General features: G+C 38.2%; 23 protein-coding genes. 16 read left to right on the top strand and 7 right to left on the bottom strand.

Features of this window, described 5'->3' with window-relative positions; genetic code table 11:
- The first annotated feature begins 75 nt into the window (after window positions 1–75).
- On the top strand, window positions 76–1,680 hold the full coding sequence (locus tag ABVM49_RS06565) for a sensor histidine kinase (RefSeq protein WP_405203537.1): 1,605 nt from the start codon (window positions 76–78) through the stop codon (window positions 1,678–1,680).
- Window positions 1,673–2,350, top strand: a complete 678-nt coding sequence (locus ABVM49_RS06560) for a response regulator transcription factor (RefSeq protein WP_405203536.1) — start codon at window positions 1,673–1,675, stop codon at window positions 2,348–2,350. The genes ABVM49_RS06565 and ABVM49_RS06560 overlap by 8 nt, the downstream gene beginning before the upstream one ends.
- Before the next feature lie 57 nt (window positions 2,351–2,407).
- On the opposite strand, the gene ABVM49_RS06555 is transcribed toward ABVM49_RS06560, so the two are convergent.
- On the bottom strand, window positions 2,408–2,800 hold the full coding sequence (locus tag ABVM49_RS06555) for a group III truncated hemoglobin (RefSeq protein WP_021778046.1): 393 nt from the start codon (window positions 2,798–2,800) through the stop codon (window positions 2,408–2,410).
- Between the two features lie 50 nt (window positions 2,801–2,850).
- Here ABVM49_RS06555 and ABVM49_RS06550 point away from each other — a divergent pair, with 50 nt between their 5' ends.
- The 4 genes from ABVM49_RS06550 to ABVM49_RS06535 all read left to right on the top strand — a co-directional run bounded on the left by ABVM49_RS06550 (window position 2,851) and on the right by ABVM49_RS06535 (window position 5,488).
- Complete coding sequence (locus tag ABVM49_RS06550; RefSeq protein WP_405203535.1) at window positions 2,851–3,639, top strand: hypothetical protein; 789 nt, start codon at window positions 2,851–2,853, stop codon at window positions 3,637–3,639.
- 2 nt (window positions 3,640–3,641) lie between these two features.
- Window positions 3,642–4,256, top strand: coding sequence for a deoxynucleoside kinase (locus ABVM49_RS06545; protein WP_375252867.1), 615 nt, complete (start codon window positions 3,642–3,644; stop codon window positions 4,254–4,256).
- Between the two features lie 73 nt (window positions 4,257–4,329).
- Complete coding sequence (locus ABVM49_RS06540; protein ID WP_405203534.1) at window positions 4,330–4,845, top strand: hypothetical protein; 516 nt, start codon at window positions 4,330–4,332, stop codon at window positions 4,843–4,845.
- Between the two features lie 124 nt (window positions 4,846–4,969).
- Complete coding sequence (locus ABVM49_RS06535; RefSeq protein WP_405203533.1) at window positions 4,970–5,488, top strand: hypothetical protein; 519 nt, start codon at window positions 4,970–4,972, stop codon at window positions 5,486–5,488.
- 66 nt (window positions 5,489–5,554) lie between these two features.
- On the opposite strand, the gene ABVM49_RS06530 is transcribed toward ABVM49_RS06535, so the two are convergent.
- The 6 genes from ABVM49_RS06530 to ABVM49_RS06505 all read right to left on the bottom strand — a co-directional run bounded on the left by ABVM49_RS06530 (window position 5,555) and on the right by ABVM49_RS06505 (window position 14,620).
- On the bottom strand, window positions 5,555–6,562 hold the full coding sequence (locus ABVM49_RS06530) for an App1 family protein (RefSeq protein ID WP_405203532.1): 1,008 nt from the start codon (window positions 6,560–6,562) through the stop codon (window positions 5,555–5,557).
- A gap of 149 nt (window positions 6,563–6,711) precedes the next feature.
- On the bottom strand, window positions 6,712–7,242 hold the full coding sequence (locus tag ABVM49_RS06525; protein WP_021778041.1) for a peroxiredoxin-like family protein: 531 nt from the start codon (window positions 7,240–7,242) through the stop codon (window positions 6,712–6,714).
- 145 nt (window positions 7,243–7,387) lie between these two features.
- The gene (locus ABVM49_RS06520) at window positions 7,388–9,817 is read right to left on the bottom strand and encodes a sodium-translocating pyrophosphatase (RefSeq protein ID WP_405203531.1); all 2,430 of its coding nucleotides are present in this window, start codon (window positions 9,815–9,817) and stop codon (window positions 7,388–7,390) included.
- A gap of 189 nt (window positions 9,818–10,006) precedes the next feature.
- Window positions 10,007–10,534: an inorganic diphosphatase gene (locus tag ABVM49_RS06515; protein ID WP_021778039.1), complete on the bottom strand. Its 528-nt coding sequence runs from the start codon at window positions 10,532–10,534 to the stop codon at window positions 10,007–10,009.
- A 393-nt stretch (window positions 10,535–10,927) separates the two neighbouring features.
- Window positions 10,928–13,471, bottom strand: coding sequence for a DUF5686 family protein (locus ABVM49_RS06510; protein WP_405203530.1), 2,544 nt, complete (start codon window positions 13,469–13,471; stop codon window positions 10,928–10,930).
- A gap of 171 nt (window positions 13,472–13,642) precedes the next feature.
- Window positions 13,643–14,620, bottom strand: coding sequence for a pyruvate dehydrogenase complex E1 component subunit beta (locus ABVM49_RS06505; protein ID WP_021778037.1), 978 nt, complete (start codon window positions 14,618–14,620; stop codon window positions 13,643–13,645).
- A 254-nt stretch (window positions 14,621–14,874) separates the two neighbouring features.
- Here ABVM49_RS06505 and ABVM49_RS06500 point away from each other — a divergent pair, with 254 nt between their 5' ends.
- From ABVM49_RS06500 to ABVM49_RS06455, 10 genes are all read left to right on the top strand, one after another.
- Window positions 14,875–15,615 carry an electron transfer flavoprotein subunit beta/FixA family protein gene (locus ABVM49_RS06500; RefSeq protein ID WP_035325702.1) on the top strand — a complete coding sequence of 247 codons (741 nt, stop codon included), beginning with the start codon at window positions 14,875–14,877 and terminating at the stop codon, window positions 15,613–15,615.
- 13 nt (window positions 15,616–15,628) lie between these two features.
- Window positions 15,629–16,591, top strand: coding sequence for an electron transfer flavoprotein subunit alpha/FixB family protein (locus ABVM49_RS06495; protein WP_021778035.1), 963 nt, complete (start codon window positions 15,629–15,631; stop codon window positions 16,589–16,591).
- 166 nt (window positions 16,592–16,757) lie between these two features.
- Window positions 16,758–17,372: a bifunctional nuclease domain-containing protein gene (locus ABVM49_RS06490; RefSeq protein ID WP_375253575.1), complete on the top strand. Its 615-nt coding sequence runs from the start codon at window positions 16,758–16,760 to the stop codon at window positions 17,370–17,372.
- 43 nt (window positions 17,373–17,415) lie between these two features.
- Window positions 17,416–18,783, top strand: coding sequence for a NupC/NupG family nucleoside CNT transporter (locus tag ABVM49_RS06485; RefSeq protein ID WP_405203663.1), 1,368 nt, complete (start codon window positions 17,416–17,418; stop codon window positions 18,781–18,783).
- A gap of 197 nt (window positions 18,784–18,980) precedes the next feature.
- On the top strand, window positions 18,981–20,285 hold the full coding sequence (locus ABVM49_RS06480) for a carboxypeptidase-like regulatory domain-containing protein (protein WP_405203529.1): 1,305 nt from the start codon (window positions 18,981–18,983) through the stop codon (window positions 20,283–20,285).
- Window positions 20,286–20,449: 164 nt separating this feature from the next.
- A complete protein-coding gene (locus tag ABVM49_RS06475) occupies window positions 20,450–21,274 on the top strand; it encodes a thymidylate synthase (RefSeq protein ID WP_021778031.1) in 825 nt (274 codons plus the stop codon).
- Window positions 21,275–21,298: 24 nt separating this feature from the next.
- Complete coding sequence (locus ABVM49_RS06470) at window positions 21,299–21,706, top strand: energy transducer TonB (protein WP_299150370.1); 408 nt, start codon at window positions 21,299–21,301, stop codon at window positions 21,704–21,706.
- A 155-nt stretch (window positions 21,707–21,861) separates the two neighbouring features.
- Window positions 21,862–22,299: a hypothetical protein gene (locus tag ABVM49_RS06465; protein WP_375253018.1), complete on the top strand. Its 438-nt coding sequence runs from the start codon at window positions 21,862–21,864 to the stop codon at window positions 22,297–22,299.
- 131 nt (window positions 22,300–22,430) lie between these two features.
- A complete protein-coding gene (egtB, locus tag ABVM49_RS06460) occupies window positions 22,431–23,600 on the top strand; it encodes an ergothioneine biosynthesis protein EgtB (protein ID WP_405203528.1) in 1,170 nt (389 codons plus the stop codon).
- Between the two features lie 37 nt (window positions 23,601–23,637).
- Window positions 23,638–24,603, top strand: a complete 966-nt coding sequence (locus tag ABVM49_RS06455) for an L-histidine N(alpha)-methyltransferase (protein ID WP_405203527.1) — start codon at window positions 23,638–23,640, stop codon at window positions 24,601–24,603.
- Window positions 24,604–24,628: the final 25 nt, after the last annotated feature.

The raw sequence follows: 24,628 nt of genomic DNA, 5'->3' as shown, positions 1-24,628 counted from the left end.
GGGTATTTGAGTTAACAACCGTTAACGAGTGTTAAGCGATTTGGTAACAGCTAGTTAACCCACTACATTTGAATTATGCAAGAAAGACATTATAAAACCATATTGTATTTTATAAGCGCCGTCATAATATGCACACTCGCAGTGCAGATTTACTGGAATTATAAAAATTATGAGGTGGGAAAAGCACAGCTCAAACGTGATATGCAAACCAGTATTGATAATGCTGTAAGCGCTTATTATGAAGATATCACGGCTTCTAACACTATAGGATTTCTGGGAGACGATCAAAATCTAGATTTATTTTTTAAGTCAGATAAAATGCAGAATCTAGGTAAGCGTGTAGACAGTGGTCTTACTATAAATAGTATTAAAATAGAAGAGACTAATAATGATGATAACATTATAGTGGAAGGTGCAAGCCCAACAGAACTAGACAGCATTTTTGCAAGTCGTGTGGTTAAGGTAGATACCACATATGCTCAGGAATTTAAACGCAACTCACCTACATCGAGCGCTCATACTACTTTTAAAGTATTTGGCGAAAGTGAGAAAGCAGTAGAAGTACTTTCAAAAAGAATAAAAAACAACCTACTTACCTCACAACAGGTAACAGACTCTTCACAAACAGCATTACCAGATAGACTTGAAGCACTTACAGACCTTACAACGAGTATAGTTTTGTCATTTAAAGATGATAAAATAAACGTGCCTACACTAGATAGCCTCATTAACCTAGAGCTTACGCGAAAAAACCTCAACAACACACAATATACTATTGCTTACAACGCAGCAGAAAGTGATACCATACAAACACTCAATAATCACGATCTTGCTATCGTCTCTACCTCAAATTTGCTCCCTAAGAAGAGTAGTCTAGCCGTAGGTTTTAAAAATGTAGCCAGTATCGTTTTACGACGTAATTTACTAGGGATGCTCCTCTCCCTACTACTTGTAGGTGCTGTAATAGCCAGCCTACTCTACCTCCTTAAAATCATACAAGAGCAAAAACAACTTGCCGAGATTAAAAATGACTTTATAAGCAACATCACCCACGAGTTTAAAACCCCCATAGCCACCATAGGTGTAGCTATAGAGAGTATACAACACTTTAATGAGGCAGACAGTAAAGAGAAAACAAAAAAATATCTTGAGATGTCATCACAGCAAGTATCAAAACTCAACACGATGGTTGAGAAGCTACTTGAGACCGCCACTCTAGACAGCGAAGCTTTAGAACTTAATAAACAAGAGACTAACATCACTGAGCTACTTGAGCACATCACACAATCACATCAAGAAACAACAAATGGCAAGGCACTAACCTTTACCCCTCAAGACAGAAATATAAGTGCCTCTATAGATGTTTTTCACCTAGAAAACGCGCTAGATAATATTATAGATAACGCCATAAAATATGGTGAAGATACCATAAAAATAGACCTTAACAGCACAAAAGAAAATATACAAATCACCATCGCAGACGGTGGCAACAAGCTTACAAAACAACAAGCTCAACACATTTTTGACAAGTTCTACAGAGTGCCTAAGGGAAATAAGCACGATGTAAAAGGTTTTGGTATAGGTCTCTACTATACAAAGACCATTATAGAAAAACACAGTGGTAATATCACGGTACAAACCCAACCCACCACTTTTAAAATCACACTGCCATATGTCTAAAATAAATCTACTACTCGCCGAAGATGAGCCTGCGCTAGGCCAGATTGTAAAAGAGAGTCTTGAGACTAGGGACTTTACCGTCACACTATGTCCAGATGGTGAGATTGCTTTTAAAAAATTTAAACAAGACACTCCAGACATACTCGTACTTGATGTAATGATGCCTAAGATGGATGGTTTTACTCTAGCCAAAGAAGTAAGAGCTATAAATGATGAAATCCCCATTATATTTCTCACAGCAAAGTCTCAACCAGCAGATGTTGTAGAGGGGTTTAGCATAGGTGGTAATGACTACCTAAAGAAACCCTTTAGTATGGAAGAACTCATCGTGCGTATTAAAAACTTATTGAATCGCTCTGCACAACAAAAAAAGTCAGAGGTGCTTAAAGTGGGTGACTACAGCTTCGACTTTCCGAGGCAAGAATTGCATTACAATAATGACGTCACCCGTCTCACACATAGAGAAGCCCATCTTCTTTTTAATCTGGTAAAAAATAAGAATCAAGTGCTGGACCGTAGCCTGATTTTAAAAAAACTATGGGGCAATGATGACTTTTTTAATGCCAGAAGTATGGATGTCTTTATCACAAAACTTCGCAAGAAACTCAAAGACGACCCTCAAGTTGAGATTGTAAATGTGCGTGGCTATGGTTATAAATTGCTGTGCTAGATGTATATTTAACGCAAAGTATTAGTTGCTGTGTTACGCTTTCGCGAAAGCGTAAAACTACTCCATTTTAGGCTTAGCCTGAAACATATTTACTAAAAAGAAAGTTCCAATCTTACGAGCTCTAAACTTTGCCATCTCTGCAAGGTCTCCTTCATATAATTCATCTACCGTTTGCACCCAGTGATTGAGCCACACGCCAAAGTGTTGCTCATTTATAGTGTAACCCTCATCTCTATCTACACGCTTGTGAGCCTGTAAAGGTCTTCCTGTAAAAATGCGCTTTTGAAACAGGTTACCTTCCCAAAAATCTGTGAGATGCTCAAAGTGATGTGGCCAGTCTGTAATGTGTTTATTAAAAATAGGTCCCAGATAAACATCACTACGTATGCGACCATAAAAAGTGGTCACCAGTTTATATACGTCTTCTCTATTTTTAATCTCTTTTCTCACATTACAAAGGTATTAACTATAACGGCTAGATTTTTGTACTTTGCTTACTAATGCACAAACTGATTTACATACTATTATTTCTTGCTTCTATCACAGCTACAAGCCAGAGCTACTCCCTAGAGAAGATCAATGAGGTCACACTAGACACAGACACCTTTATCGCTGTAGATGCTTTTAATGCCCTTTACCACATTAAAGGTGATATATTATATAAGAGTGATGTGCAAAATGAGTATCAATTTTCGGCCTTGCAACTGGGTTCTTTAACTTCTGTAGATGTGCTCAACCCGCTTAGAATTACCTTGTTTTATGAAGGCTCAAACACAGCTGTCATTCTTGATAACACACTTAACGAGATCACACGTGTAAACTTCTCTACGATAGAAAACTTTAGAAACGTAAGCCACGTGCGTACGGCAAGTGATAGGCGCTTCTGGATTTTTAATACAGATTTACAACAGTTAGAAATTTTTGACTGGAATACTCAAAAGATTCTTACCCAGTTTCCCCCTATGGCACATAATGCCACAGCGCTTATGAGCAACTTCAACTTTGCCTGGGTGAGTACTACAGATGGTGTTTTTTACTACAATAATTATGGAAGTTTTATAGAGAAGATAGAAAGTCCTGAAAGCCAGCTTATGTCACAAGACAAAGGTGCTTTTATACTTTATGCAGATAAGAAGCTCTATTACAAACCTAATGATACTGCTGCTGTAGGAGTTATAGAAACATTAGATTTATCTATAAAACAGCTTTCTTTAAAAGGGGAAAGTCTCTATATTTACAGTGATAAAAAGCTCGCTGCTTTCCGTCTCAAACTAGCTAAACAACCTTAACTATGCACATCGCCATCGCAGGTAATATTGGTGCCGGTAAAACGACACTGACTAAACTTCTCGCAAAACATTTTAAGTGGACTCCACAGTTTGAAGACGTGGTAGATAACCCTTACCTAGATGATTTTTATAACGAGATGGAGCGCTGGTCTTTTAACCTGCAGATTTACTTTTTAAATAGCCGTTTTAGACAATTACTAGAGATACGCGATAGTAAAAAATCTATTATACAAGACCGTACTATCTATGAAGATGCATTCATATTTGCGCCTAACCTGCACGCGATGGGATTACTTACTAATAGAGATTACAACAACTACAAGTCGCTTTTTGACCTTATGGAGAGTGTAGTAGATGCTCCAGACCTTATGATTTACCTGCGTAGCTCCATCCCAAACCTTGTATCTCAAATACATAAGCGTGGCAGAGACTATGAAAACTCTATATCTATAGATTACCTAAGCCGTCTTAATGAACGATACGAGGCGTGGATACACGGTTATGACAAAGGAAAACTTCTTATTATAGATGTAGATAATCTTGACTTTGTAGATAATCCAGAAGATCTAGGAGATATCATAAATAGAATAGATGCTGAGTTAAACGGGCTTTTTTAACATAAAGTTTAATAATATCTAAGTTTGGCAGGGTGTTTGATAATTTTTGAACTTCAATCAAAAATCAAACATTATGAAATTTATTACCAAACTAGTAGTTCTAGCAATCCTTGTAACTTCTTTATCTTGTAGTAGTGATGACGACAACTCATCATTACAAGAAGTTGCTATTACCACAGCCTCATTAAGCGGCACTTATGAGTTAACAGCTTATAATTCCCTAGATATAACATTATTGGAGACAGAAGATGGTACATATACTGAATCAATTATAGGAGAACACCTTACTCTTGGGAATTCAAATATCACCTTTACAGAATCTGGCGATTATTCATTTAATTATAACTACGTAATTACCGAAAAGTATGCTTTGAACGGCTTTACCTACATAACAGATAACGTAGATTATTCAGATGCTTCTGCGGGAGATTATACGATTACTGGAGATCAGAAAGTTTTATTTAATGGTCGAGAATATGAAGCAACCCTACTCAATAATGGTGAACTTACAATTTATTTTGAGCAAAATGAAGAAACCGAATACTACGAAAACACCTATAGTCAAGAATTAACGTTTACTAAGGTTTAGTATTACATACACAGCTCAACAACAGCTATTTATAATTAATCGCAAATACATATTCTATAAGAAAATTCTTTCTAGTTCTGTTTTTATAAACTAGATTTGCGCGTTTTTAAACTTAAACTATATTATGAAAAAGATTACTCTATTTTTAGTTATGGCAATTTCTGTGATGACTATATCTTGTAGCAATGACGACGATTCTTCTGAGCTAGCAGGACCAACACTTACACCTGCACTACTTGCCGGAACTTACAACTTAAACTTTTACGAGAGTGAAGAGGTAATACAAGAAGAAGTTACAGGTGGTACAGCTACTACAACTATAAGTGAGGTAGGTGATACATTTGGATCTTCAAATATTGTTTTTGAGGCAAACGGAACTTATACTGTAAACTTCCAATACCGTGTTACTAGAACAACTCAACTAGAAAATAACGACCCTGTAGAAGAAACTGAGATTATCACAAACTCAGATACAGGTAATTACTCTGTAAATGACACAAACCAGACAATTACTATAGATGGTGAGACTGGAGATGTTACTTTATTTAACGATAGCCAGCTTAGACTATTATTTGAAAGCACAGATGTTGAGGCAGATGGGACATCTACATTTACTAGTGAATTACGTTTTGCAAGACAATAGTCAAAACACAATTTAATTACATAAACAAAAACGGCTACTTTAATTAAGTAGCCGTTTTTTTATGCTTTATACTATAAGACCTATAGATCTCGCGTGCTCCTCTGCAAAGGAACTCTTTTCTACTAGTACTGCCGGCGTGGTCTCATACTGTGCAAGTACACTTTTTACACGCATTACCTTTTTCTTATGCTTTACACTGCGCAGATACACCGCCAGTATTTGCTCTGGATACTCCTTTGCTACTTCTAGATAAATATCTACATCGTGCTCTCCACTATCACCTATAAGCACAAACTTTAAGTCTGGATAGGTATTTAATATATTTCTAATCTCGTGCTGCTTGTGTGGCTTTTCTGGTTTTGGAGTTTTCTCAAAAGGCCCTCTAAAATCTCTTAATAATATAGGCCCTTTCGGGAAATTTTGATTCCTCACAAAAGATTCTAGGTAGTTATATAAATTCCAAGGGCTGTTACTCACATAAAACATTGGATTTGCATCTGCTCCAGAAGTTCCTCTATGTAGCTTTTGATATAAAGAAGGAGCTCCCTCTAGCGATGTACGCCTCCCTACATCTTTAAAAAGTGTATTTACTATCACTCTCCACTTAAGAAGCGACGCTACTCCCGTTTGTAATATCGTATCATCTATATCACTTATGACTCCATAAGACGCATTTTCTGAAGGGATAAGCATCTCTATAGCAAACTTATTTTCTCCCATAAGAACCACATCCTTTTTTACATCATCAAAGCTCACTATAAGCTGGAGCCAGCCCTCACTATTAGTCATCTTATCTAAGCCGTGTACCTGCTCATCTATTTTAAAATATCCTTCGGCATCTGTGGTGGTATAAAAGACAGCTCCATCTGGCAAAGTCACTTTGAGTTTTGTGTGACGCAACTCATCTGTAGCAAACTGTTTATAGGCATTTTTAAAAGCAGCAAGCACACCCTTTTTCTTTAGATCTACTCCTTCGTGCTCTAAAGCGCGCCCTATGAGGTATAAGTGATTTTTAGTCCCATAGGACTGGTACCCGTCTATTTGTATAGGATCTTGTTTTTTAGAAAAGAACATTGTACGATGTATTGGTTAGTATTACGCTTTCGCACTTCGGCAAGCTCAGTATAAACTTCAGTAAACTGAAAGCGTAAAAATAATAGCTTCATAAAAAAAGTGCACAACTATAGTAATGCACTTTTTTAGTAGAGATATGTATCTATATCTTACGCATTTTGAGGAATTCCTTTTACCTCTCCTCTAGCTGGGTAATCTTTTTTCATAATAAAATCTATCCCTCCTAAAATGTCGTCAAAGTGTGGTCTTGCAAAAGGCATAGACTGCACACTTGAGAAAAATAGTGTGCCATCAGGTTTTATCAAGAAGAGACCAGGCTCTGTAAAGAAGTCTGGCTCCTTATCTGAAACCGCTTCAGAAATAAACAATCCGTACTCTCTTGCTTTCTCTAGTGATAGATTATATGCTACTGGTAGTCCTTCTATATCCCAATCTTCACCTGCTATTTTTGCTCTCTTCTCTGTATCTGCACTTATGGCCACGACATTAATCCCGCGATCTACAAACTTATCTAGCTTTTGAGAAAGCTCTTCAAGTTGTTTTTTACATACAGGACAATGCAGTCCTCTATAAAAAACTAAGAGTGTAAAGTTTTCTGCATTTTGATCGCTCAGTTTCCAGTTAGTATCATTTATTAATGGAAGCTCCAGTGAGGGAACTTGTGTTTTTGGTAACAACATAATTTTAATTTTTACATAAAATTACCGCATAAACAGCTGCAGCTCTCATAACACCATTGTAAACCTTTGTTAAGGTATGTGAATGTCATAAAAAAAGGTGAGCCTATAAGACTCACCTCGTTATACGTAATAGCTAGTATATAAACTATTTATTGCGAAGTGATGCTTCAAAGGCGTCCATTTGCTTTTTTACCTCAGCTTCTGTACCTGTAAACTCTTTTACCTCAGTACTCATCTCACCATTATCATCTGTCGTAATAGTTACTGTTCCTACAAACTGCCCATCACGCTCTGCCATAGCAAAGCGAACTTCTTTTTGCACCTCGCGTGTTTCTTTAATACGTCCATCTTGAGTAATTGCGACCACAGTCCCATCTTCTGTAGTAATAGCCAGACCATCATCTATATGACCGCCTAGTATAGGTGCAATCACAAGACCGATAAGACAGGTAAGTTTTATAAGTATATTCATAGATGGCCCAGATGTATCTTTAAAAGGATCTCCTACCGTATCACCAGTAACAGCAGCTTTATGAGCATCAGATCCCTTGTAAGTCATCTCACCGTTAATCTCTACTCCTGCCTCAAAAGATTTTTTTGCATTATCCCAGGCACCTCCAGCATTGTTCTGAAAGATTGCCCACAACACGCCACTTACCGTAACGCCAGCCATATACCCTCCTAGCATCTCTGCAATAGCAAGACGATTCATCCCAAAGGCAAGCGGCAAGAAAGCAATCACCAGCGGGAAACCAATGGTTAAAATACCTGGCAGCAACATTTCTTTAAGCGAAGCTTGTGTAGATATAGCCACACATTTATCATACTCTGGTTTCCCAGTTCCCTCCATTATACCCGGTATGTCTTTAAACTGGCGACGTACCTCTTGTACCATTTCCATAGCTGCTTTTCCTACGGCATTCATCGCAAGTGCAGAAAATACCACTGGAACCATTCCTCCTACAAAGAGCATTGCCAGTACAGGTGCTTTAAAAATATTAATACCGTCTATTCCTGTAAAGGTTACATAAGCCGCAAATAATGCGAGCGATGTAAGCGCTGCAGAGGCAATTGCAAATCCTTTTCCTGTAGCCGCCGTAGTATTACCTACAGAATCTAGAATATCTGTGCGCTCACGCACGATAGGCTCCTGCTCACTCATCTCTGCTATACCACCTGCATTATCTGAAATAGGTCCAAAGGCATCTATCGCAAGTTGCATCGCTGTAGTAGCCATCATTGCAGAGGCTGCTAGAGCCACCCCATAAAAACCTGCAAATGCATATGACGCCCAGATCGCACCGGCAAATAATAGTACCGATGGAAATGTAGAGATCATACCCGTAGCGAGACCTGCAATAATGTTAGTCCCTGCCCCTGTACTTGATTGTTGTACAATTTTGAGAATAGGCGTTTTACCAAGTCCAGTATAATATTCTGTCACAGAAGAAATCACAGCCCCCACAACTAGCCCCACTATGGTCGCATAAAAAACGCGCATAGATGAGATTTCTTGCACTCCTTCTCCAAAGAATTCCATTTGCATCGTTTCTGGAAGCATCCATTTACATAGTGCAAAACAAGCTACTGCTACAAGTATTATAGAAGTCCAGTTACCTATATTAAGAGCACCCATAACCTGAGACTCCTTTGCGTCGTTACTCTTAATTTTAACAAGCATTGTACCTATAATAGATATAATAATACCCACACCTGCTATAGCCATAGGCAACAATATAGGACCAATACCTCCAAAGGCGTCTGAAATGCTACCCCCCATATCTTTTATCACATAATTACCTAGTACCATTGCTGCTAGCACGGTTGCTACATATGAGCCAAATAAATCTGCACCCATCCCTGCTACGTCTCCTACATTATCTCCCACATTATCTGCAATAGTTGCAGGGTTGCGAGGATCATCTTCTGGTATACCAGCTTCTACCTTACCTACAAGGTCTGCTCCCACATCTGCAGCTTTGGTATAAATACCACCCCCTACACGAGCAAAAAGTGCAATAGACTCTGCACCTAGAGAGAATCCTGCTAGAGTTTCTAGCACAATGGTCATATCCATCGTATTTGTCCACTCACCACCCATAAAGAAATGGAAGAAAAAGATAAAGAATGCTGTAAGACCAAGTACTGCAAGACCAGCAACTCCAAGCCCCATCACCGTACCTCCGCCAAAAGAGATTTTAAGCGCATTAGGCAAGCTAGTGCGCGCCGCCTGAGTGGTACGCACATTCGTCTTAGTAGCGATTTTCATTCCTATGTTTCCTGCAAAGGCAGAAAATACAGCACCGCATATAAATGCAATAACAATAAGCCAGTGCGTGGTAGGCACTACATAAGACACAATAGCAAGTAATACACTTACGATAATTACAAATATGGTAAGCAGCTTATACTCGGCATTTAAAAAAGCGAGCGCTCCCTCATAAATGTGATCAGATATTTCTTTCATCTTACCATCACCAGCATCTTGTTTCATAACCCAAGATTGCTTTATGATCATATAGACAAGCCCAAGAAGGGCCAATACAATCGGCACGTAAATCATCATTGATTCCATAAATTTTGTTTGGTTTTAGTGAGAATTTATTAATAAAATTCTTAAAATTTTAGATGTTACTAATGTAGCAAAATCAACCCAAATCACAAATACTTAACAATCAATAGAATACATAAAACAATAACAAACAAAAAAAGCCGTAACGCATTGCGTTACGGCTTTTAGGCTAATTCGTTTATACTGTGAGTCTTAGTATATACTCACCTCGCTACGTGGTACATCAGACTCTTGGAATCTCTGGTAACACTTTGCCACAATTTCTCTAGCTTCGTGTACGTCTCCCCATCCACCTACGTCTACTTTTTTCTCTTCAAGATCTTTGTACACTTGGAAAAAGTGCTCAATCTCTTTTATAAGGTGTGGGTTACAGTCAGATAAGTCTTCAAGCTTGTTTGCACTTGGATCTGTTACTGGCACACAAATTACTTTTTCATCTGGTCCTTTTTCATCTGCCATATGGAAAACTCCTATAGGCTTCACCTCAATCACACATCCAGGAAAAGTAGGCTCTGTTACAAGAACAAGTACATCAAGAGGATCTCCATCTAGTGCAAGAGTTTCTGGTATAAAACCGTAATCTGCAGGGTACATCATAGAAGAAAAGATCATACGATCGTAACGTATTTTCTTTAGTTCAAAATCATACTCATATTTGTTACGACTCCCTTTTGGGATTTCGATTAAAACGTCAAATGTTTTTACTTTTTCTGCTGTCATATCATTATAAAAAACAAATTATGCTCCCTCCTATTAAAAAATCTCTTAATATAAGAGCATTAATTTGTGTAGTTAGTATTGCGCTTTCGCGAAAGCTAAATTTTAAATAGCTGAAATTCAATTAATTATAAACAGCAGCTTGCCAAAAAATATCTTTCGGGGTGCAAAAATACGCTGTAAAAGCGTTATCACCAAAGGAATACGTGTTAAGATTAGGTTAGGCACCTACTCGTACAGCGGTTTAAAAAAGAAAGGTGATACTAATTAAAGTACCACCTTGAATGTTTTCACAACAAGATAATCTGTTTGTTGTTCTATTATCTCATTAATGTGATTTACTTAAATAAACATCTCTGACGGGAATACTACTTTCGCGAAAGCGTAAAAAACAAATTAAAAATAAAATCCAAAACTACCTGTCACCCCTATCTTACGAGCATCTGGCAAGAAGTTGTAATTTCCTCTAAAGTTAACATCTATACGAAACACCTTAAAGATATTACCTACCCCGATGCTGTACTCATAATACGGTTCCATAGATGGGGCAATCATAGATGGTGTGATGGCGGTTACTGGATCTCCCTCTGCAAAGAGAAGACTCTCAAAGGCGGGTCTGTTAAGATCAATATTAGCCTGTGATATATTACCTATAATACCACGCACGCCTATAATCTCTCTGAGATTTAACCCCTTTAAGAAAGGAATACGGTTAAAGATTCTTCCTCCAAAGTTATGTTCTAGCTGTAGTGATGCATACTCATCTGTAGTAAACTCATAAAAATTGAGCTGGCTAAAGGTGTTAAATATTGAGAACAGTGACTGGTTACCTGGTACTGGACTTAATAATGCCAGTGGCACCTCATCAAAAGTTTTACCTACCTCTGTAGAAGCGGTAAGTGTACCTAGACCTCCTACACGTATTGCCTTACGAGCAGAAAATTGAAACTTATCATACCCAAAATCACTGTCTAGCGTACCCTCTAGCCCACGTGTGTAACTCGCATAAAAGCTAGGGAACCACTCGTTTGTAACGCGTCGCTCTACGCCAAAACCTGATGTCTTTTTACCTGGCTCCCAGATAGTAGTAAGTACCACCTCTACTTGTTTAAGCTCACCCGTGGTGGTGGTTTGTGTGGCATCTGTAAAGTAGTCTAGACTAAAGGTCTCTGAGGCAGACTCGAGCGTGCGCAGTGAAAAATCTGCACGTACCTGCAGGTTACGCACCACCTCTATCTCTGCTGCTACATTTGCCAGTTTTATAGAAGTAAGCTTATCATTAGTCGCTGTGTTTACTAGAGATGATGAGGCAAGATTTCTACCTAGCACATCTCTTGAAGTGGTAAGGCTCGCTCCTATTTGCTCTACATCTTGACGGTAACCGCCAGAGATTATAAGTCTACTCTTTTTATCTAAAAGCCATTTACCAGAAATACCAAATTTTCCTTTTTTGTCTTTAAAACCATAAGCTAGAAAACCTTCAAGACGCCAAGGGTCGTTTTGAGAAAAATAAGTTCTACCACCTGTACGTACACGCAAACCTTCTACCTCGTTAAACCCAAAGGTTGAAAATATAGGGCCGTAATCAAAATTGAGACTTGGGATTTCATAATAACCAGAGGCTAGCACAGAGCCTGCATTATAGAGATTTCTAAATTTCTTAACCGTTTTAAGGGTGTCTAGCATTTTATAAACGCCTAGCTCATCTTTACTGAGTTCTTCTTTTCTATTCTCTTCCCAAAACTCATCGTCACGATTATAGATATCCTTATCGTAGTTATAAACTTCTTTATCGTAGTAATCTTTGTCTAGCTTTTTATCAAACTCATAGTTATCATACAGGGTCGTACGCTTACCGTACATTCCTCTAGATTGCTCTTTTTTATTAAAAGCAAAGTCTGACAAGAAGTAATCACGCGAGAGTAAGAACGTAGTATCGTTTACGATATCAAACTCTTGCTCCATATAGATTTCTTTGACCCAGTTTATGTTTGCACTTTTTGAAAGCTGCATATTAATCTCTTTAATTGCCCAGGTTGAGTCGTTTACCCAGAAGTCTCCTTTAAAGGTGAGTTCGTTTTTACGACGTGGATAATAAATGATATTATAACACCATTTATTATCTATGTAGGCACTATCTGAGAGTACATAATTATAGGTTTGGATTCCTGTGCGCGACAGCGGACTCGTAAAACTCTTATCAAAAAACTGCAAGTAGTTCTGGTAGATATCATAATCACTGTACAGATCTTTTACAAAGCCTATCACTGTTTGATTCTCGCTAAAACCGCTGTTTTTATTACCTAGCAGCTCTTCTTTTACTTTGTTAATCTCGTTATCTCCATAAACTTTTGACACGGCTTCGTTTACAAAAATGGGTAGATAGGTTTTACCTGTCACATTTGAAGTATCTGTCTGATCAAATATAAATTCCATCCCTTTAAATAAACGACTATTTATAAGTGCACTGTCTATGGTGTTAAGGTCAAACTCTAGCTTTTCATACTTATCATACTGGTATTGCTTAAACTGCTTGAGTCCATTCTCTCTTTTATTTGCCCATATCTTGCGCAGTATATCTACAGCAGGGTTGTTCTTTTTATCTGTTTTACCCGTAAAGATTACAACCTCATCTAGCGCACCAGCCTCTTCTTCTAGTGTGATTTTCATCTCGTAGTTCACCTTTTGCTCTAAGTCTACAATAAGGTTTGAAAACCCTATAAAGGAAAATCGCACTTGCTCCCACGTAGCATCAGACTCGAGGTAAAAGCGACCATTCTCGTTTGTAATAGTTCCCTCATTTGAACCCATAAAAACGACATTTACAAATGGTAATGCATTTCCCTGCGTGTCAAAAACTTCTCCACTCACTTTAGTCTGACCATAAGATATAGCCACCGTAAAAAGCGCGATAAGGAAGAAAAGTAAATTATGTTTCATCTATTAATTCTATTTGTGCGTTGTTACATATCATTCAGTAGGGTTACAATGATTACCCTATAACGTTTAGAATATGTATTATTCTGTATGAGATGTTATTTTATACACATTAATTAAAAAACCCCTCTCTTGGGTAGAAAGGGGTCAAATATAGTACGCTTTCGCGAAAGCTTATCTGTACATCACCTTCTTAACTGCCTTTACAACGTCATCGCTGTTAGGCAACCACTCCTTAAGTAGTACTGGTGAGTAAGGGGCAGGTGTATCTGCCGTGTTTATTCTTTGTATAGGTGCATCTAGGTAATCAAAACAGTGCTCTTGTACCTGGTGACTTATCTCTGTAGATACGTTTCCAAAAGGCCAAGCCTCTTCAAGTATCACAAGTCTATTAGTTTTCTTTACTGAGTCAAAGATAGCTTGCTTATCTAGAGGGCGTACCGTACGTAAATCGATAATCTCGCAAGAAATACCATCTTCTGCCAGTTGGTCTGCTGCTTTGTAAGCCTCTTTTATAATTTTTCCAAAAGAAACGATAGTTACATCTGTTCCCTCTCTCTTAATATCTGCAACACCTATAGGTAATACATACTCTCCATCTGGCACCTCGCCTTTATCACCATACATTTGCTCAGACTCCATAAAGATTACAGGATCGTTATCACGTATCGCTGCTTTAAGTAGTCCTTTTGCATCATAAGGGTTAGATGGTACAATTACTTTAAGACCAGGTGTATTTGCAAACCAGTTTTCAAAAGCTTGAGAGTGCGTTGCTCCTAGTTGACCTGCAGATGCCGTAGGTCCTCTAAAAACGATAGGGCAAGAAAATTGCCCACCAGACATCTGTCTTATTTTTGCTGCATTGTTTATAATTTGATCAATACCTACAAGTGAGAAGTTAAAGGTCATATACTCCACAATAGGACGACAACCCGTCATAGTACTACCTACACCTATACCTCCAAAACCAAGCTCTGCAATAGGAGTATCTATAACTCTATCTGCACCAAACTCGTCTAGCATTCCTTTTGAAGCTTTGTAAGCACCATTATATTCGGCTACTTCTTCTCCCATTAAATAAACAGATGCGTCACGACGCATTTCTTCACTCATAGCCTCACAAACGGCTTCTCTAAACTGGATTGTTCTCATATAAGTTACCCACTAGTGGGTTAATTTGCAAAGGATTCTCAAAGCATTGCCTTAATCACCTAATTAATAATCGTTTTTTACGTACTCACAAAAATAAGCAATTCAGAAACCTCAAAAAATGAGAATTTTGCAAAATTTTACTATGCGCGCATAGTAAAATATAGTTTTTTACCTTATTTTTGTAACGATAACGAAATAGTACGAGTTTACGCTTTCGCGAAAGCGTACCTTTATCTTTATAAAAAACAAATTCTATGAAAATATTAGTGTGCATAAGTCACGTACCTGATACGACTTCAAAAATTAACTTTACTGAAGGAGACACCAAGTTTGATACTAATGGTGTTCAGTTTGTGATCAACCCAAATGATGAGTTTGGATTAACCAGAGCAATGTGGTTTAAAGAAAAACAAGGAGCTTCTGTAGACGTAGTAAACGTAGGAGGACCAGAAACAGAACCTACACTTCGTAAAGCACTTGCAATAGGTGCAGACACAGCTATACGTGTTAATACAGAAGCAAAAGATGGTTTTCAAGTTGCCAAAGAACTTGCAAAAGTAGTTCAAGACGGAGGATACGACCTTGTAATTGCAGGCCGTGAGTCTATAGATTATAATGGTGGTATGGTACCAGGTATGCTTGCAGGTCTTACTGGAGCAAACTTTGTAAATACGTGTATCTCACTAGAAGTAGATGGCACAAACGCTACTGCAACTAGAGAAATAGATGGTGGTAAAGAAACAGTTACTACAACTTTACCTCTTGTAATAGGAGGTCAAAAAGGACTAGTAGAAGAGAGCGACCTACGTATACCTAATATGAGAGGTATTATGATGGCTCGTAAAAAACCATTAAGTGTGGTAGAACCTACTGGCGCAGCAACCGAAACAGCAGCTGTTGCCTTTGAAAAGCCAGCACCAAAAGGAGCCGTAAAACTTGTAGACACTGTAGACGAGCTCATCGATTTATTACATAACGAAGCGAAAGCTATCTAAAAAGTACGATAATATGTCAGTTTTAGTATACACAGAATCAGAAAACGGAGAATTTAAAAAAGCTTCACTTGAGGTAGCATCTTATGCAAAGGGTGTTGCAGATATGATGGGAACTTCTGTTACTGCTATTGCAGTAAATGGGGGTGACACAGCGCCACTAGGAACCTATGGTGTAGATAAAGTTTTAAACCTTAAAGACAGTAAGCTAGACGCATTTAATGCAGCTGCTTATGCAAAGGGTATTGCTGCTGCAGCAAAGGCAGAAGGTGCAACAGTAGTTGTATTAAGCCAGAGCGCAAATGCAAAGTATCTTGCTCCTTTACTAGCGGTAGAGCTTGAGGCAGGATATGCATCAAATGTAGTTGCACTTCCAGAAAGCGCAGCTCCATTTAAAGTAAAGCGTACTGCTTTTACCAACAAAGCATTTAACATTACAGAGATCTCTACAGATGTAAAAATTGTAGGTCTTGGTAAGAACGCATATGGTCTTAAAGAAAACAGCGCCGCTGCTGCAACAGAAGATTTTAGTGCAGATCTAGGAACATTTGGTGTAGAGGTTGCCTCTGTAGATAAAGCTACAGACAAGGTTTCTATCGCAGATGCTGAGATTGTAGTCTCTGCAGGTCGTGGTATGAAAGGACCAGAAAACTGGGGAATGATAGAAGAAATGGCAGACATACTTGGAGCAGCAACTGCTTGTTCTAAGCCAGTATCTGATCTAGGGTGGAGACCTCACGGTGAGCACGTAGGGCAAACTGGTAAGCCTGTTGCTTCTAACCTATACATCGCGATAGGTATCTCTGGAGCTATACAGCACCTTGCGGGTATTAACTCTTCAAAAGTAAAAGTAGTAATCAACACAGATCCAGAAGCTCCTTTCTTTAAAGCAGCAGATTATGGTATCGTAGGTGATGCTTTTGAAATTGTACCTCAACTCAACGAGAAGCTTAAAGCCTTTAAAGCTTCTAACAGCTAGAAATATATTATTAGTTATATAAAATGAGCTTAAATTCTATTTAAGCTCATTTTTATTTACCCTTATCTACCTAACAGACTGCACATTACCTTGTAATTAAGATAACAATACGGCAAATCGTATAAACTTCTTAACTTATAAACCCTTTTTCCTATTTTTGCAACTTATGAGCTTAGTGCGTTTAAATATTAAAGGAATCTCCTACAGCCAGACTCAAAATGGCGCGTATGCCCTTATTCTTACTGAACAGGACGGAGAACGTAAGTTACCTATAGTAATAGGAGCTTTTGAGGCACAGTCTATTGCAATTGCATTAGAAAAGGAAATAAAACCACCCAGACCTCTCACACACGACTTATTTAAAAACTTTGCAGATCGTTTTGATATCGTCATTAAACAAGTAATAATACACAAACTTGTAGATGGTGTTTTTTACTCTAGTATAATTTGTGAGAGAGACAAAATAGAAGAAATTATAGATGCACGCACCAGTGATGCTATATCACTAGCCCTACGTTTTCAAGCACCTATATTTACTTATAAAAACATACTTGATAAAGCAGGTATCTTTCTCAAAGGGAACACAAACCCAGAGGAGTTTACAGAAGAGGATGAAGTCCTAATGGATGAAATCATTCTGGAAGAAGAGCCTACATCAAGCGGTGATGATTATAAAAAAATGTCACTTCAAGAACTACACAACAAATTAGAGCAAGCCGTAAATAGTGAAGACTATGAGACTGCTGCAAAAGTGCGAGATGAAATCTCAAAACGCAACTAAACATTTTTATATGCGCAAGCTACTACTCACCCTATTAGTATTAATGAGTTCACTTACAACATTTGCGCAGGAGCAATCACAGGCTATTGTAGATGTTATCCCTTCACAAGGTTTTACCTTTGAGAGTTTTGGTCGTGGTGTTTTGGGTATGATTACCCTTATTATCATTGCTGTGTTATTTAGTAGTAATCGCAAAGCGATAAACTGGAAAACAGTAGGGCTAGGTCTCGCATTCCAGCTTATTATAGCTGTTTGTGTACTCAAAGTCCCTTTTGTAGAAAGCATTTTTGACTTTATAGGGAGCATCTTTGTAAGCATACTGGAATTTACGCTTGCCGGGAGTGATTTCCTATTTCAAGGTCTCGTAAGTGACACCTCAACTTTTGGGTACATATTTGCTTTTCAAGTATTACCTACTATTATATTCTTTTCTGCACTTACCTCTGTGATGTACTACTTTGGAATAATACAGAAGGTTGTAAAAGCCTTTGGGTGGTTACTATCAAAGCTCTTAGGTATCTCTGGAGCAGAAAGTTTGAGTGTAGCGGGTAACATCTTTTTAGGCCAGACAGAAGCACCGCTTCTTATAAAGGCATACTTAGAAAAAATGAACAAGTCAGAAATCTTACTTGTAATGATAGGAGGTATGGCTACAGTTGCTGGGGCAGTACTTGCGGCATACATAGGTTTCTTAGGTGGTGAAGACGAAGCGCTTAGACTTATTTTTGCAAAGCACCTACTTGCAGCCTCTGTAATGGCGGCACCAGGAGCAATTGTAATATCAAAAATATTATACCCCCAGACAGAAGAAGTAAATACAGATGTAACCGTTTCAAACGATAAGATAGGAGCAAACGTACTTGATGCTATTGCAAACGGAACAACAGAAGGATTAAGACTCGCTGTAAATGTAGGGGCTATGCTTCTTGTTTTTGTAGCATTTATAGCAATGGCAAATGGCCTACTAGGCTGGATAGGTGAAATCACGACACTTAACGGCTGGATAGCTACACACTCTGCATACCCACAACTATCACTAGAAGCTATTTTAGGAACCATCTTTGCACCACTTATGTGGCTTATAGGTGTAGCTAGTGAAGACACAACGATGATGGGACAACTACTAGGTATAAAACTAGCAGCCAGCGAGTTTGTAGGTTACATACAGCTTGCAGAGCTTAAAGACACCACAAACGTTGTACACCTCAACTATGAGAAGTCTATCATAATGGCAACATATATGCTTTGTGGATTTGCAAACTTTGCCTCAATAGGTATTCAGATAGGTGGTATAGGGTCTCTAGCTCCAGGGCAGCGCACGCAATTATCACGTTTTGGTCTTAAAGCACTTATAGGAGGTTCTATAGCTTCACTTATATCTGCAACCATTGCTGGTATGATTATAGGGTAGTCAATATCTAGCACCACTCTTTTTTTAGATTTTTTACGCTTTCGCGAAAGCGCAATCAGTCACACCCACGTTTATTAAGCAAAACTATCTACTGGGTGAAAGCAATCTTTACAACACCCGACAAAAGTGTACTACCTACATCAATTTTTGTCGTATCTTAATGGGGTAGAATAGATTGCATACTAAAAAAACCGCTTATGAAAACGCACAAAAAACAGCTAACTAGCCAGCTCTCGTGGCTACTTGCACTATGCCTAATACTTGCATTTACACCAAGTACCTATGCCCAAAAAATCACAAACTATATAGAAGTAAAAGGAAAAATAGCCGAATCTGAGTCCAAAGATGAAATCGCTAAGGCAACCGTTACTCTTATGGGAACTAACCTAAGCACTGTATCAAATAATGAAGGTGAGTTTGCTTTAAAAATACCAGCGAAAGACGCAAATAAGCAGCTTAAAATTACCGCGCTTGGCTTTAATGAAAAGATTATTCTATTACCAGAAAATCTCAAAAAGCCACTCAAAATTAAACTCGATTATAGCATCATAAATCTTGATCCAGCAAATCTTGTTGCCTACACAGATGCAAAGGCCCTTGTAAAAAAAGTACTCAATAAAAGAAAAGATAATTATCTAGGTAATGAGACCGTAATGACTGCATTTTATAGAGAGACCATAAAAAAACGCAGTAAAAACGCATCGCTGGCAGAAGCCGTTGTAAACATCTATAAGCAACCTAATGCAAACAGCAAGAAGGATCAAATAAGACTTGTAAAATCTAGAAAAGACACAGATTACTCTAAGCTAGACACCATCGCCCTTAAACTACAAGGAGGCCCTTTTAGCACATTATATGTAGACGTAATGAAGTATCCAGAATATATCTTTAGCCCAGAAACGATGGATGCTTACACCTTCAGATTTGGCAAAGTATCAGAAATTAATGGTGAGAATGTATTTGTCATACGTTTTAAGCAACGCGGGGAAGTACTTACACCCTTATATGAAGGTAATTTATATATAGGAGCCACCAGCCTCGCACTTGTAAAAGCAACCTATGCGCTCAAACTTGATAATACAGACGAGGTGAATGAAATGTTTGTGCGTCGCAAGCCTAGTAATGTAAAAATAAAACCACGCAACATTTCTTATGAAGTTAATTATCGCGAGAAAAATGGCAGGTGGGTTTATGGATATAGCAAAGCAGATCTCTCATTTGAGGTAAAGAAAAAGCGACGCTTTTTTAAATCCATCTATACACTCTCTTGTGAGATGGCTGTTACAGACTGGCAACTCGCCCCAGCAAATGCCTCTTGGGAAGGTGATGATGAGATAGATGAATATATCATTATGGCAGATCAAAACCTAGGTTTTGGTGATCCAGAATTCTGGGGAACATACAATGTGATTGAACCAGAAAAATCTATAGAGTCTGCGATAAAAAAAATACAGCGCAGGCTAGAACGCTCAGAAGATCGCGCCTCACTAGGCGGTAAATAACCCGTACGTTAATAACTCATAATAAGTAGAAACACCTTTCGTTGTAGAAAATGGTAGGTGTTTTTATTTTGCTTAAACTTTGCAAAAGACTTTTTACGCTTTCGCGAAAGCGTAATCACCACCAGCATAAGCACCTTACAATTATCACTTAGTAAACTAGATGTATGAAACAGTATCACGACTTAATGAAGCACGTACTCGCCGAAGGTAACTTTAAAGGCGATCGCACCGGTACAGGAACAAAAAGTGTATTTGGGTATCAAATGCGTTTTGACCTCTCAGAAGGCTTCCCGATGGTTACTACAAAAAAGCTACACCTTAAATCTATCATCTATGAGCTTTTATGGTTTTTACAAGGTGATACTAACGTGAAGTATTTACAAGAAAATGGTGTGCGCATCTGGAATGAGTGGGCAGATGAGAATGGAGACCTAGGTCCCGTTTATGGTTACCAGTGGCGCAACTGGAATGGTGACGAGATAGACCAGATTAAAGATATTGTAGAGACACTTAAAAAAAATCCTAATAGCCGCAGGATGCTGGTAAGCGCTTGGAATCCTTCTGTAATGCCAGATACCTCTGTTTCTTTTTCTGAAAATGTTGCAAATGGTAAGGCTGCCCTACCTCCTTGTCACGCATTTTTTCAATTTTATGTAGCAGATGGAAAGCTAAGTTGCCAGCTATACCAGCGCAGTGCAGATATCTTTTTAGGAGTTCCGTTTAATATAGCTAGCTACGCACTATTTACAATGATGATGGCGCAGGTATGTGGCTATGAGGCTGGAGATTTTATTCACACCTTTGGCGATGCACATATTTACAGTAATCATATGGAACAAGTTGAACTTCAATTATCAAGAGAAATTCGTACTTTACCTACTTTGAAAATAAATCCTGAGGTAAAAGACATCTTTGGCTTTACTTTTGATGACTTTACTTTAGAAAATTACAATCCGCATCCTCATATTAAAGGAGCTGTTGCGGTATAACCTCAAATTAACCTACTTACAACAATGAAAAAATTACTATTTGCCCTTGCTTTTTTTGCAGCTTTTACAACTATGAGCGCACAAGAAGGCGTGACTATGAGAAAGTCTACAACTCTTAAAGTTGCAGAGGTTCCACCTACCTGGCCAGGATGTACTGGGTCTATCAATCAAAAAAACAATTGTTTACGCCAGAAACTAGCAGGACATATTGTTAAGAATTTTAAATTTCCATCAGACTATGTAAAAGGCAAGGTGGCAATTGATATGTTTATAAACAAAGAAGGTAAGCCTGTGATACGATCTGTAAAAGGCGGGTCTCCAGGAGTACAAAAAGAAGTAAAAAGAGTGATTATGATGATGCCTCAAGTAATTCCCGGCAATATGGGAGGAACAAAAAAGGATAGCGATCTTAAACTTGCATTTACTTTGTAAGGCTGTAAGAACATACATTACTATAAAGCGAGGAGCAAAAGAGATTTTGCTCCTCTTTTCATTTATAGCTATCTCAATAGTAAATAGTTATCGGTGTTTTCCATATCCTCCTACTTTAATAGATATATTTATCACTCATCATCAAATCAACATTTATGAATCGCTTGATATCTATACTCGTACTACTTGTATGTGCCACCTCTTTACAGGCACAATCTTACTCAGACAGCAAAGAATATTTTTACGGCTCGCAAGCCGGTGTAAAAGCCTTTGAGCGCCCTCCCATCTGGCCTGGCTGTAATTTTGAGAATATATATAAACTGAGAAGGTGTTTTGACGAATCTTTAAGTGAGCATATAGCGACCAATTTTAAAATTCCATACGATCTTATGGAAAAACTAGAGTATAAGAAGGTTACAGTAAACTTTTATGTTCAAAAAGATGGGTCTATTAGAATACGAAGTATAAAGGGAGGAATACCAGAAATAAAAGAACTGGCCAAAAAAGTCATCTTATCTATTCCAGAAATTAAACCTGGAGAACTAGGAGGTAAAAAAGTAGCTGCAGAATATACAATACCCATCACCTATTAATACTACCTACCTACTCGATTAAACTTGGTGTATCATTTAACCTAAATATTAACATTTTGCCAAATGAGGTCATAAAATTTTACACACACTTAAAAACCCGTAACTTTATGTGACTTATAATTGTCACCGCTATGATTGTTACAGAAAATTTACTTGAGTTTTTTCTTGAAACTCGACAGCACACAGAGCGCCTGTGTAAACCACTTGAGATAGAAGACTATGTTGTACAACCCATAGTAGATGTCTCGCCACCTAAGTGGCACCTAGGTCACACTACGTGGTTTTTTGAAGAGTTTATTCTAAAACATCATAAAGAAGGTTACACACTTTTTAGCGATGACTTTGCTTTTGTTTTTAACAGCTATTATGAGAGTGTGGGTAAGCGTGTTGTGCGCACAGACAGAGGTAATCTATCCAGACCCACGGTAGATCAAGTATATGCTTACAGAAAATATGTGACAGAGGCCCTTAAGGATCTTCTAGAAGGAGACGTTTCGGCAGAGGTGACTAAGTTACTTACCATAGGCATACATCACGAGAAACAACACCAAGAGCTACTCGCTACAGATATAAAATATATACTAGGCAACAACCCACTTATGCCTGTTTACGGAGGAGATATTAGCTTTCGCGAAAGCGTAAAAGAAATCCCACAATCTCAATGGACCCATATAACCGAAGGTGTATATGAAATAGGACATAACACTACAGATTTTTGCTATGATAATGAGCTGGGGCGTCATAAAGTATACCTACACGACTATGCAATATCTAATACTCTTGTAACAAACGGTGAGTGGATAGCTTTTATAGAAGCTGGAGGATATAATAAAACATTACTCTGGCACGCCGAAGGCTGGGACTGGGTTCAAAAAAACAATATAGAATGTCCTATGTACTGGCATAAAGTAGGTGATAAATGGTATCACTACACACTAGAAAAAGGCTTACAAGAAATAGACAAGAGTGCCTCTCTAGCTCATATCTCATACTACGAGGCATTTGCTTATGCACAATACAAAGGTCTACGCTTACCTACAGAATTTGAGTGGGAAGTAGCAAGTAAACATCTAGACTGGGGAGACCGCTGGGAGTGGACAGAGAGCGCCTACCTACCCTACCCTGGCTATAAAAAAGAAGAGGGAGCACTGGGAGAATATAATGGTAAGTTTATGGTAAACCAGAAGGTCTTAAGAGGTGGCTCCGTGGCAACACCAAGTAGACATTCACGACACACCTATCGCAACTTTTTTCAAACTGGATTGCGATGGCAATTTACAGGACTACGCCTAGCAAAATAATAGTAAGTTATTACCACACTACACGACCATTACATATATGACACAAATTAAACCAACCATAGCAACCGCATTTCATAAAGAAGTTGAAGAAGGGCTTACGGCATTTCCAAAATATCTTTCTTCAAAATTTATTTATGATAAGAAGGGAGACAAGCTCTTTCAAGACATTATGGCAATGCCTAGCTATTACCTCACAGATTGTGAGTATGAAATTTTTGAAACACATAAAACTGCCATTGCACAAGCTTTTACAAGTAAAAGCGGCTTTGAGCTTATAGAACTAGGGGCTGGTGACGGGAAGAAAACAAAGATTTTACTAGAACACCTAGTAACTCGCGGAGACACTTTTACTTACCTCCCTATAGACATCAGTCAGAATGCGCTAGACGGTCTAGAAGAAAGTATGAATATCGATTTACCGCAAGTAGATATAAAACCACAACAGGGCACCTATTTTGACGTACTAGAAGGGCTAGCAAATTACAACTCTCGTAAAAAAGTAATTGTAGTACTAGGCTCAAACATAGGGAACCTTTTACACCCGCAGGCTATAGACTTTTTATCAAATATTCAGAAAGCAATGAGCCCGGGAGATTTACTTTTTATGGGGTTTGACCAAAAAAAGAATCCGCAGGTGATACTTGATGCTTATAATGACCCAGATGGTATTACCGCTGCTTTTAATAAAAACCTACTGCACCGCATTAATGATGAGATGGATGGTACTTTTAATCCAGACCAGTTTAAACACTGGGAGGTTTACGATCCAGAAACAGGAACTGCAAAGAGCTATCTCGTGAGTAAGCAAGATCAAGATGTACGTATTAACGCTCTAGATCTTGATGTACACTTTAATGCCTGGGAGACCATACATACAGAGATAAGCCAGAAGTATGACGACAGCATTGTAGAGTGGCTTGCAAATGAGTCTGGGCTTAATATTATAAACGACTTTGCAGATAGTAAGGGATATTACAAGAACTATTTATTTGAAAAGAAATAAGAGTACGCTTTCGCGAAAGCGTAAC

It is taken from the genome of Dokdonia sp. LLG6352-1 (genome assembly GCF_045055815.1).
In the GTDB taxonomy this organism is placed as follows: Bacteria; Bacteroidota; Bacteroidia; order Flavobacteriales; family Flavobacteriaceae; genus Dokdonia; species Dokdonia donghaensis.
The sequence above is the reverse complement of the archived record's forward strand: the minus strand, read 5'-3'. Positions and strand labels throughout refer to the sequence as shown.

Coding starts and splice junctions, on each gene's coding strand:
- ABVM49_RS06500 (WP_035325702.1), top strand. CDS start 14,875: ATGAAAATATTAGTGTGCATAAGTCACGTACCTGATACGACTTCAAAA.
- ABVM49_RS06545 (WP_375252867.1), top strand. CDS start 3,642: ATGCACATCGCCATCGCAGGTAATATTGGTGCCGGTAAAACGACACTG.
- ABVM49_RS06550 (WP_405203535.1), top strand. CDS start 2,851: ATGCACAAACTGATTTACATACTATTATTTCTTGCTTCTATCACAGCT.
- ABVM49_RS06510 (WP_405203530.1), bottom strand. CDS start 13,471: ATGAAACATAATTTACTTTTCTTCCTTATCGCGCTTTTTACGGTGGCT.
- ABVM49_RS06520 (WP_405203531.1), bottom strand. CDS start 9,817: ATGGAATCAATGATGATTTACGTGCCGATTGTATTGGCCCTTCTTGGG.
- ABVM49_RS06475 (WP_021778031.1), top strand. CDS start 20,450: ATGAAACAGTATCACGACTTAATGAAGCACGTACTCGCCGAAGGTAAC.
- egtB (WP_405203528.1), top strand. CDS start 22,431: ATGATTGTTACAGAAAATTTACTTGAGTTTTTTCTTGAAACTCGACAG.
- ABVM49_RS06495 (WP_021778035.1), top strand. CDS start 15,629: ATGTCAGTTTTAGTATACACAGAATCAGAAAACGGAGAATTTAAAAAA.
- ABVM49_RS06535 (WP_405203533.1), top strand. CDS start 4,970: ATGAAAAAGATTACTCTATTTTTAGTTATGGCAATTTCTGTGATGACT.
- ABVM49_RS06455 (WP_405203527.1), top strand. CDS start 23,638: ATGACACAAATTAAACCAACCATAGCAACCGCATTTCATAAAGAAGTT.
- ABVM49_RS06465 (WP_375253018.1), top strand. CDS start 21,862: ATGAATCGCTTGATATCTATACTCGTACTACTTGTATGTGCCACCTCT.
- ABVM49_RS06470 (WP_299150370.1), top strand. CDS start 21,299: ATGAAAAAATTACTATTTGCCCTTGCTTTTTTTGCAGCTTTTACAACT.
- ABVM49_RS06565 (WP_405203537.1), top strand. CDS start 76: ATGCAAGAAAGACATTATAAAACCATATTGTATTTTATAAGCGCCGTC.
- ABVM49_RS06480 (WP_405203529.1), top strand. CDS start 18,981: ATGAAAACGCACAAAAAACAGCTAACTAGCCAGCTCTCGTGGCTACTT.
- ABVM49_RS06505 (WP_021778037.1), bottom strand. CDS start 14,620: ATGAGAACAATCCAGTTTAGAGAAGCCGTTTGTGAGGCTATGAGTGAA.
- ABVM49_RS06515 (WP_021778039.1), bottom strand. CDS start 10,534: ATGACAGCAGAAAAAGTAAAAACATTTGACGTTTTAATCGAAATCCCA.
- ABVM49_RS06530 (WP_405203532.1), bottom strand. CDS start 6,562: ATGTTCTTTTCTAAAAAACAAGATCCTATACAAATAGACGGGTACCAG.
- ABVM49_RS06485 (WP_405203663.1), top strand. CDS start 17,416: ATGAGTTCACTTACAACATTTGCGCAGGAGCAATCACAGGCTATTGTA.
- ABVM49_RS06490 (WP_375253575.1), top strand. CDS start 16,758: ATGAGCTTAGTGCGTTTAAATATTAAAGGAATCTCCTACAGCCAGACT.
- ABVM49_RS06540 (WP_405203534.1), top strand. CDS start 4,330: ATGAAATTTATTACCAAACTAGTAGTTCTAGCAATCCTTGTAACTTCT.
- ABVM49_RS06525 (WP_021778041.1), bottom strand. CDS start 7,242: ATGTTGTTACCAAAAACACAAGTTCCCTCACTGGAGCTTCCATTAATA.
- ABVM49_RS06560 (WP_405203536.1), top strand. CDS start 1,673: ATGTCTAAAATAAATCTACTACTCGCCGAAGATGAGCCTGCGCTAGGC.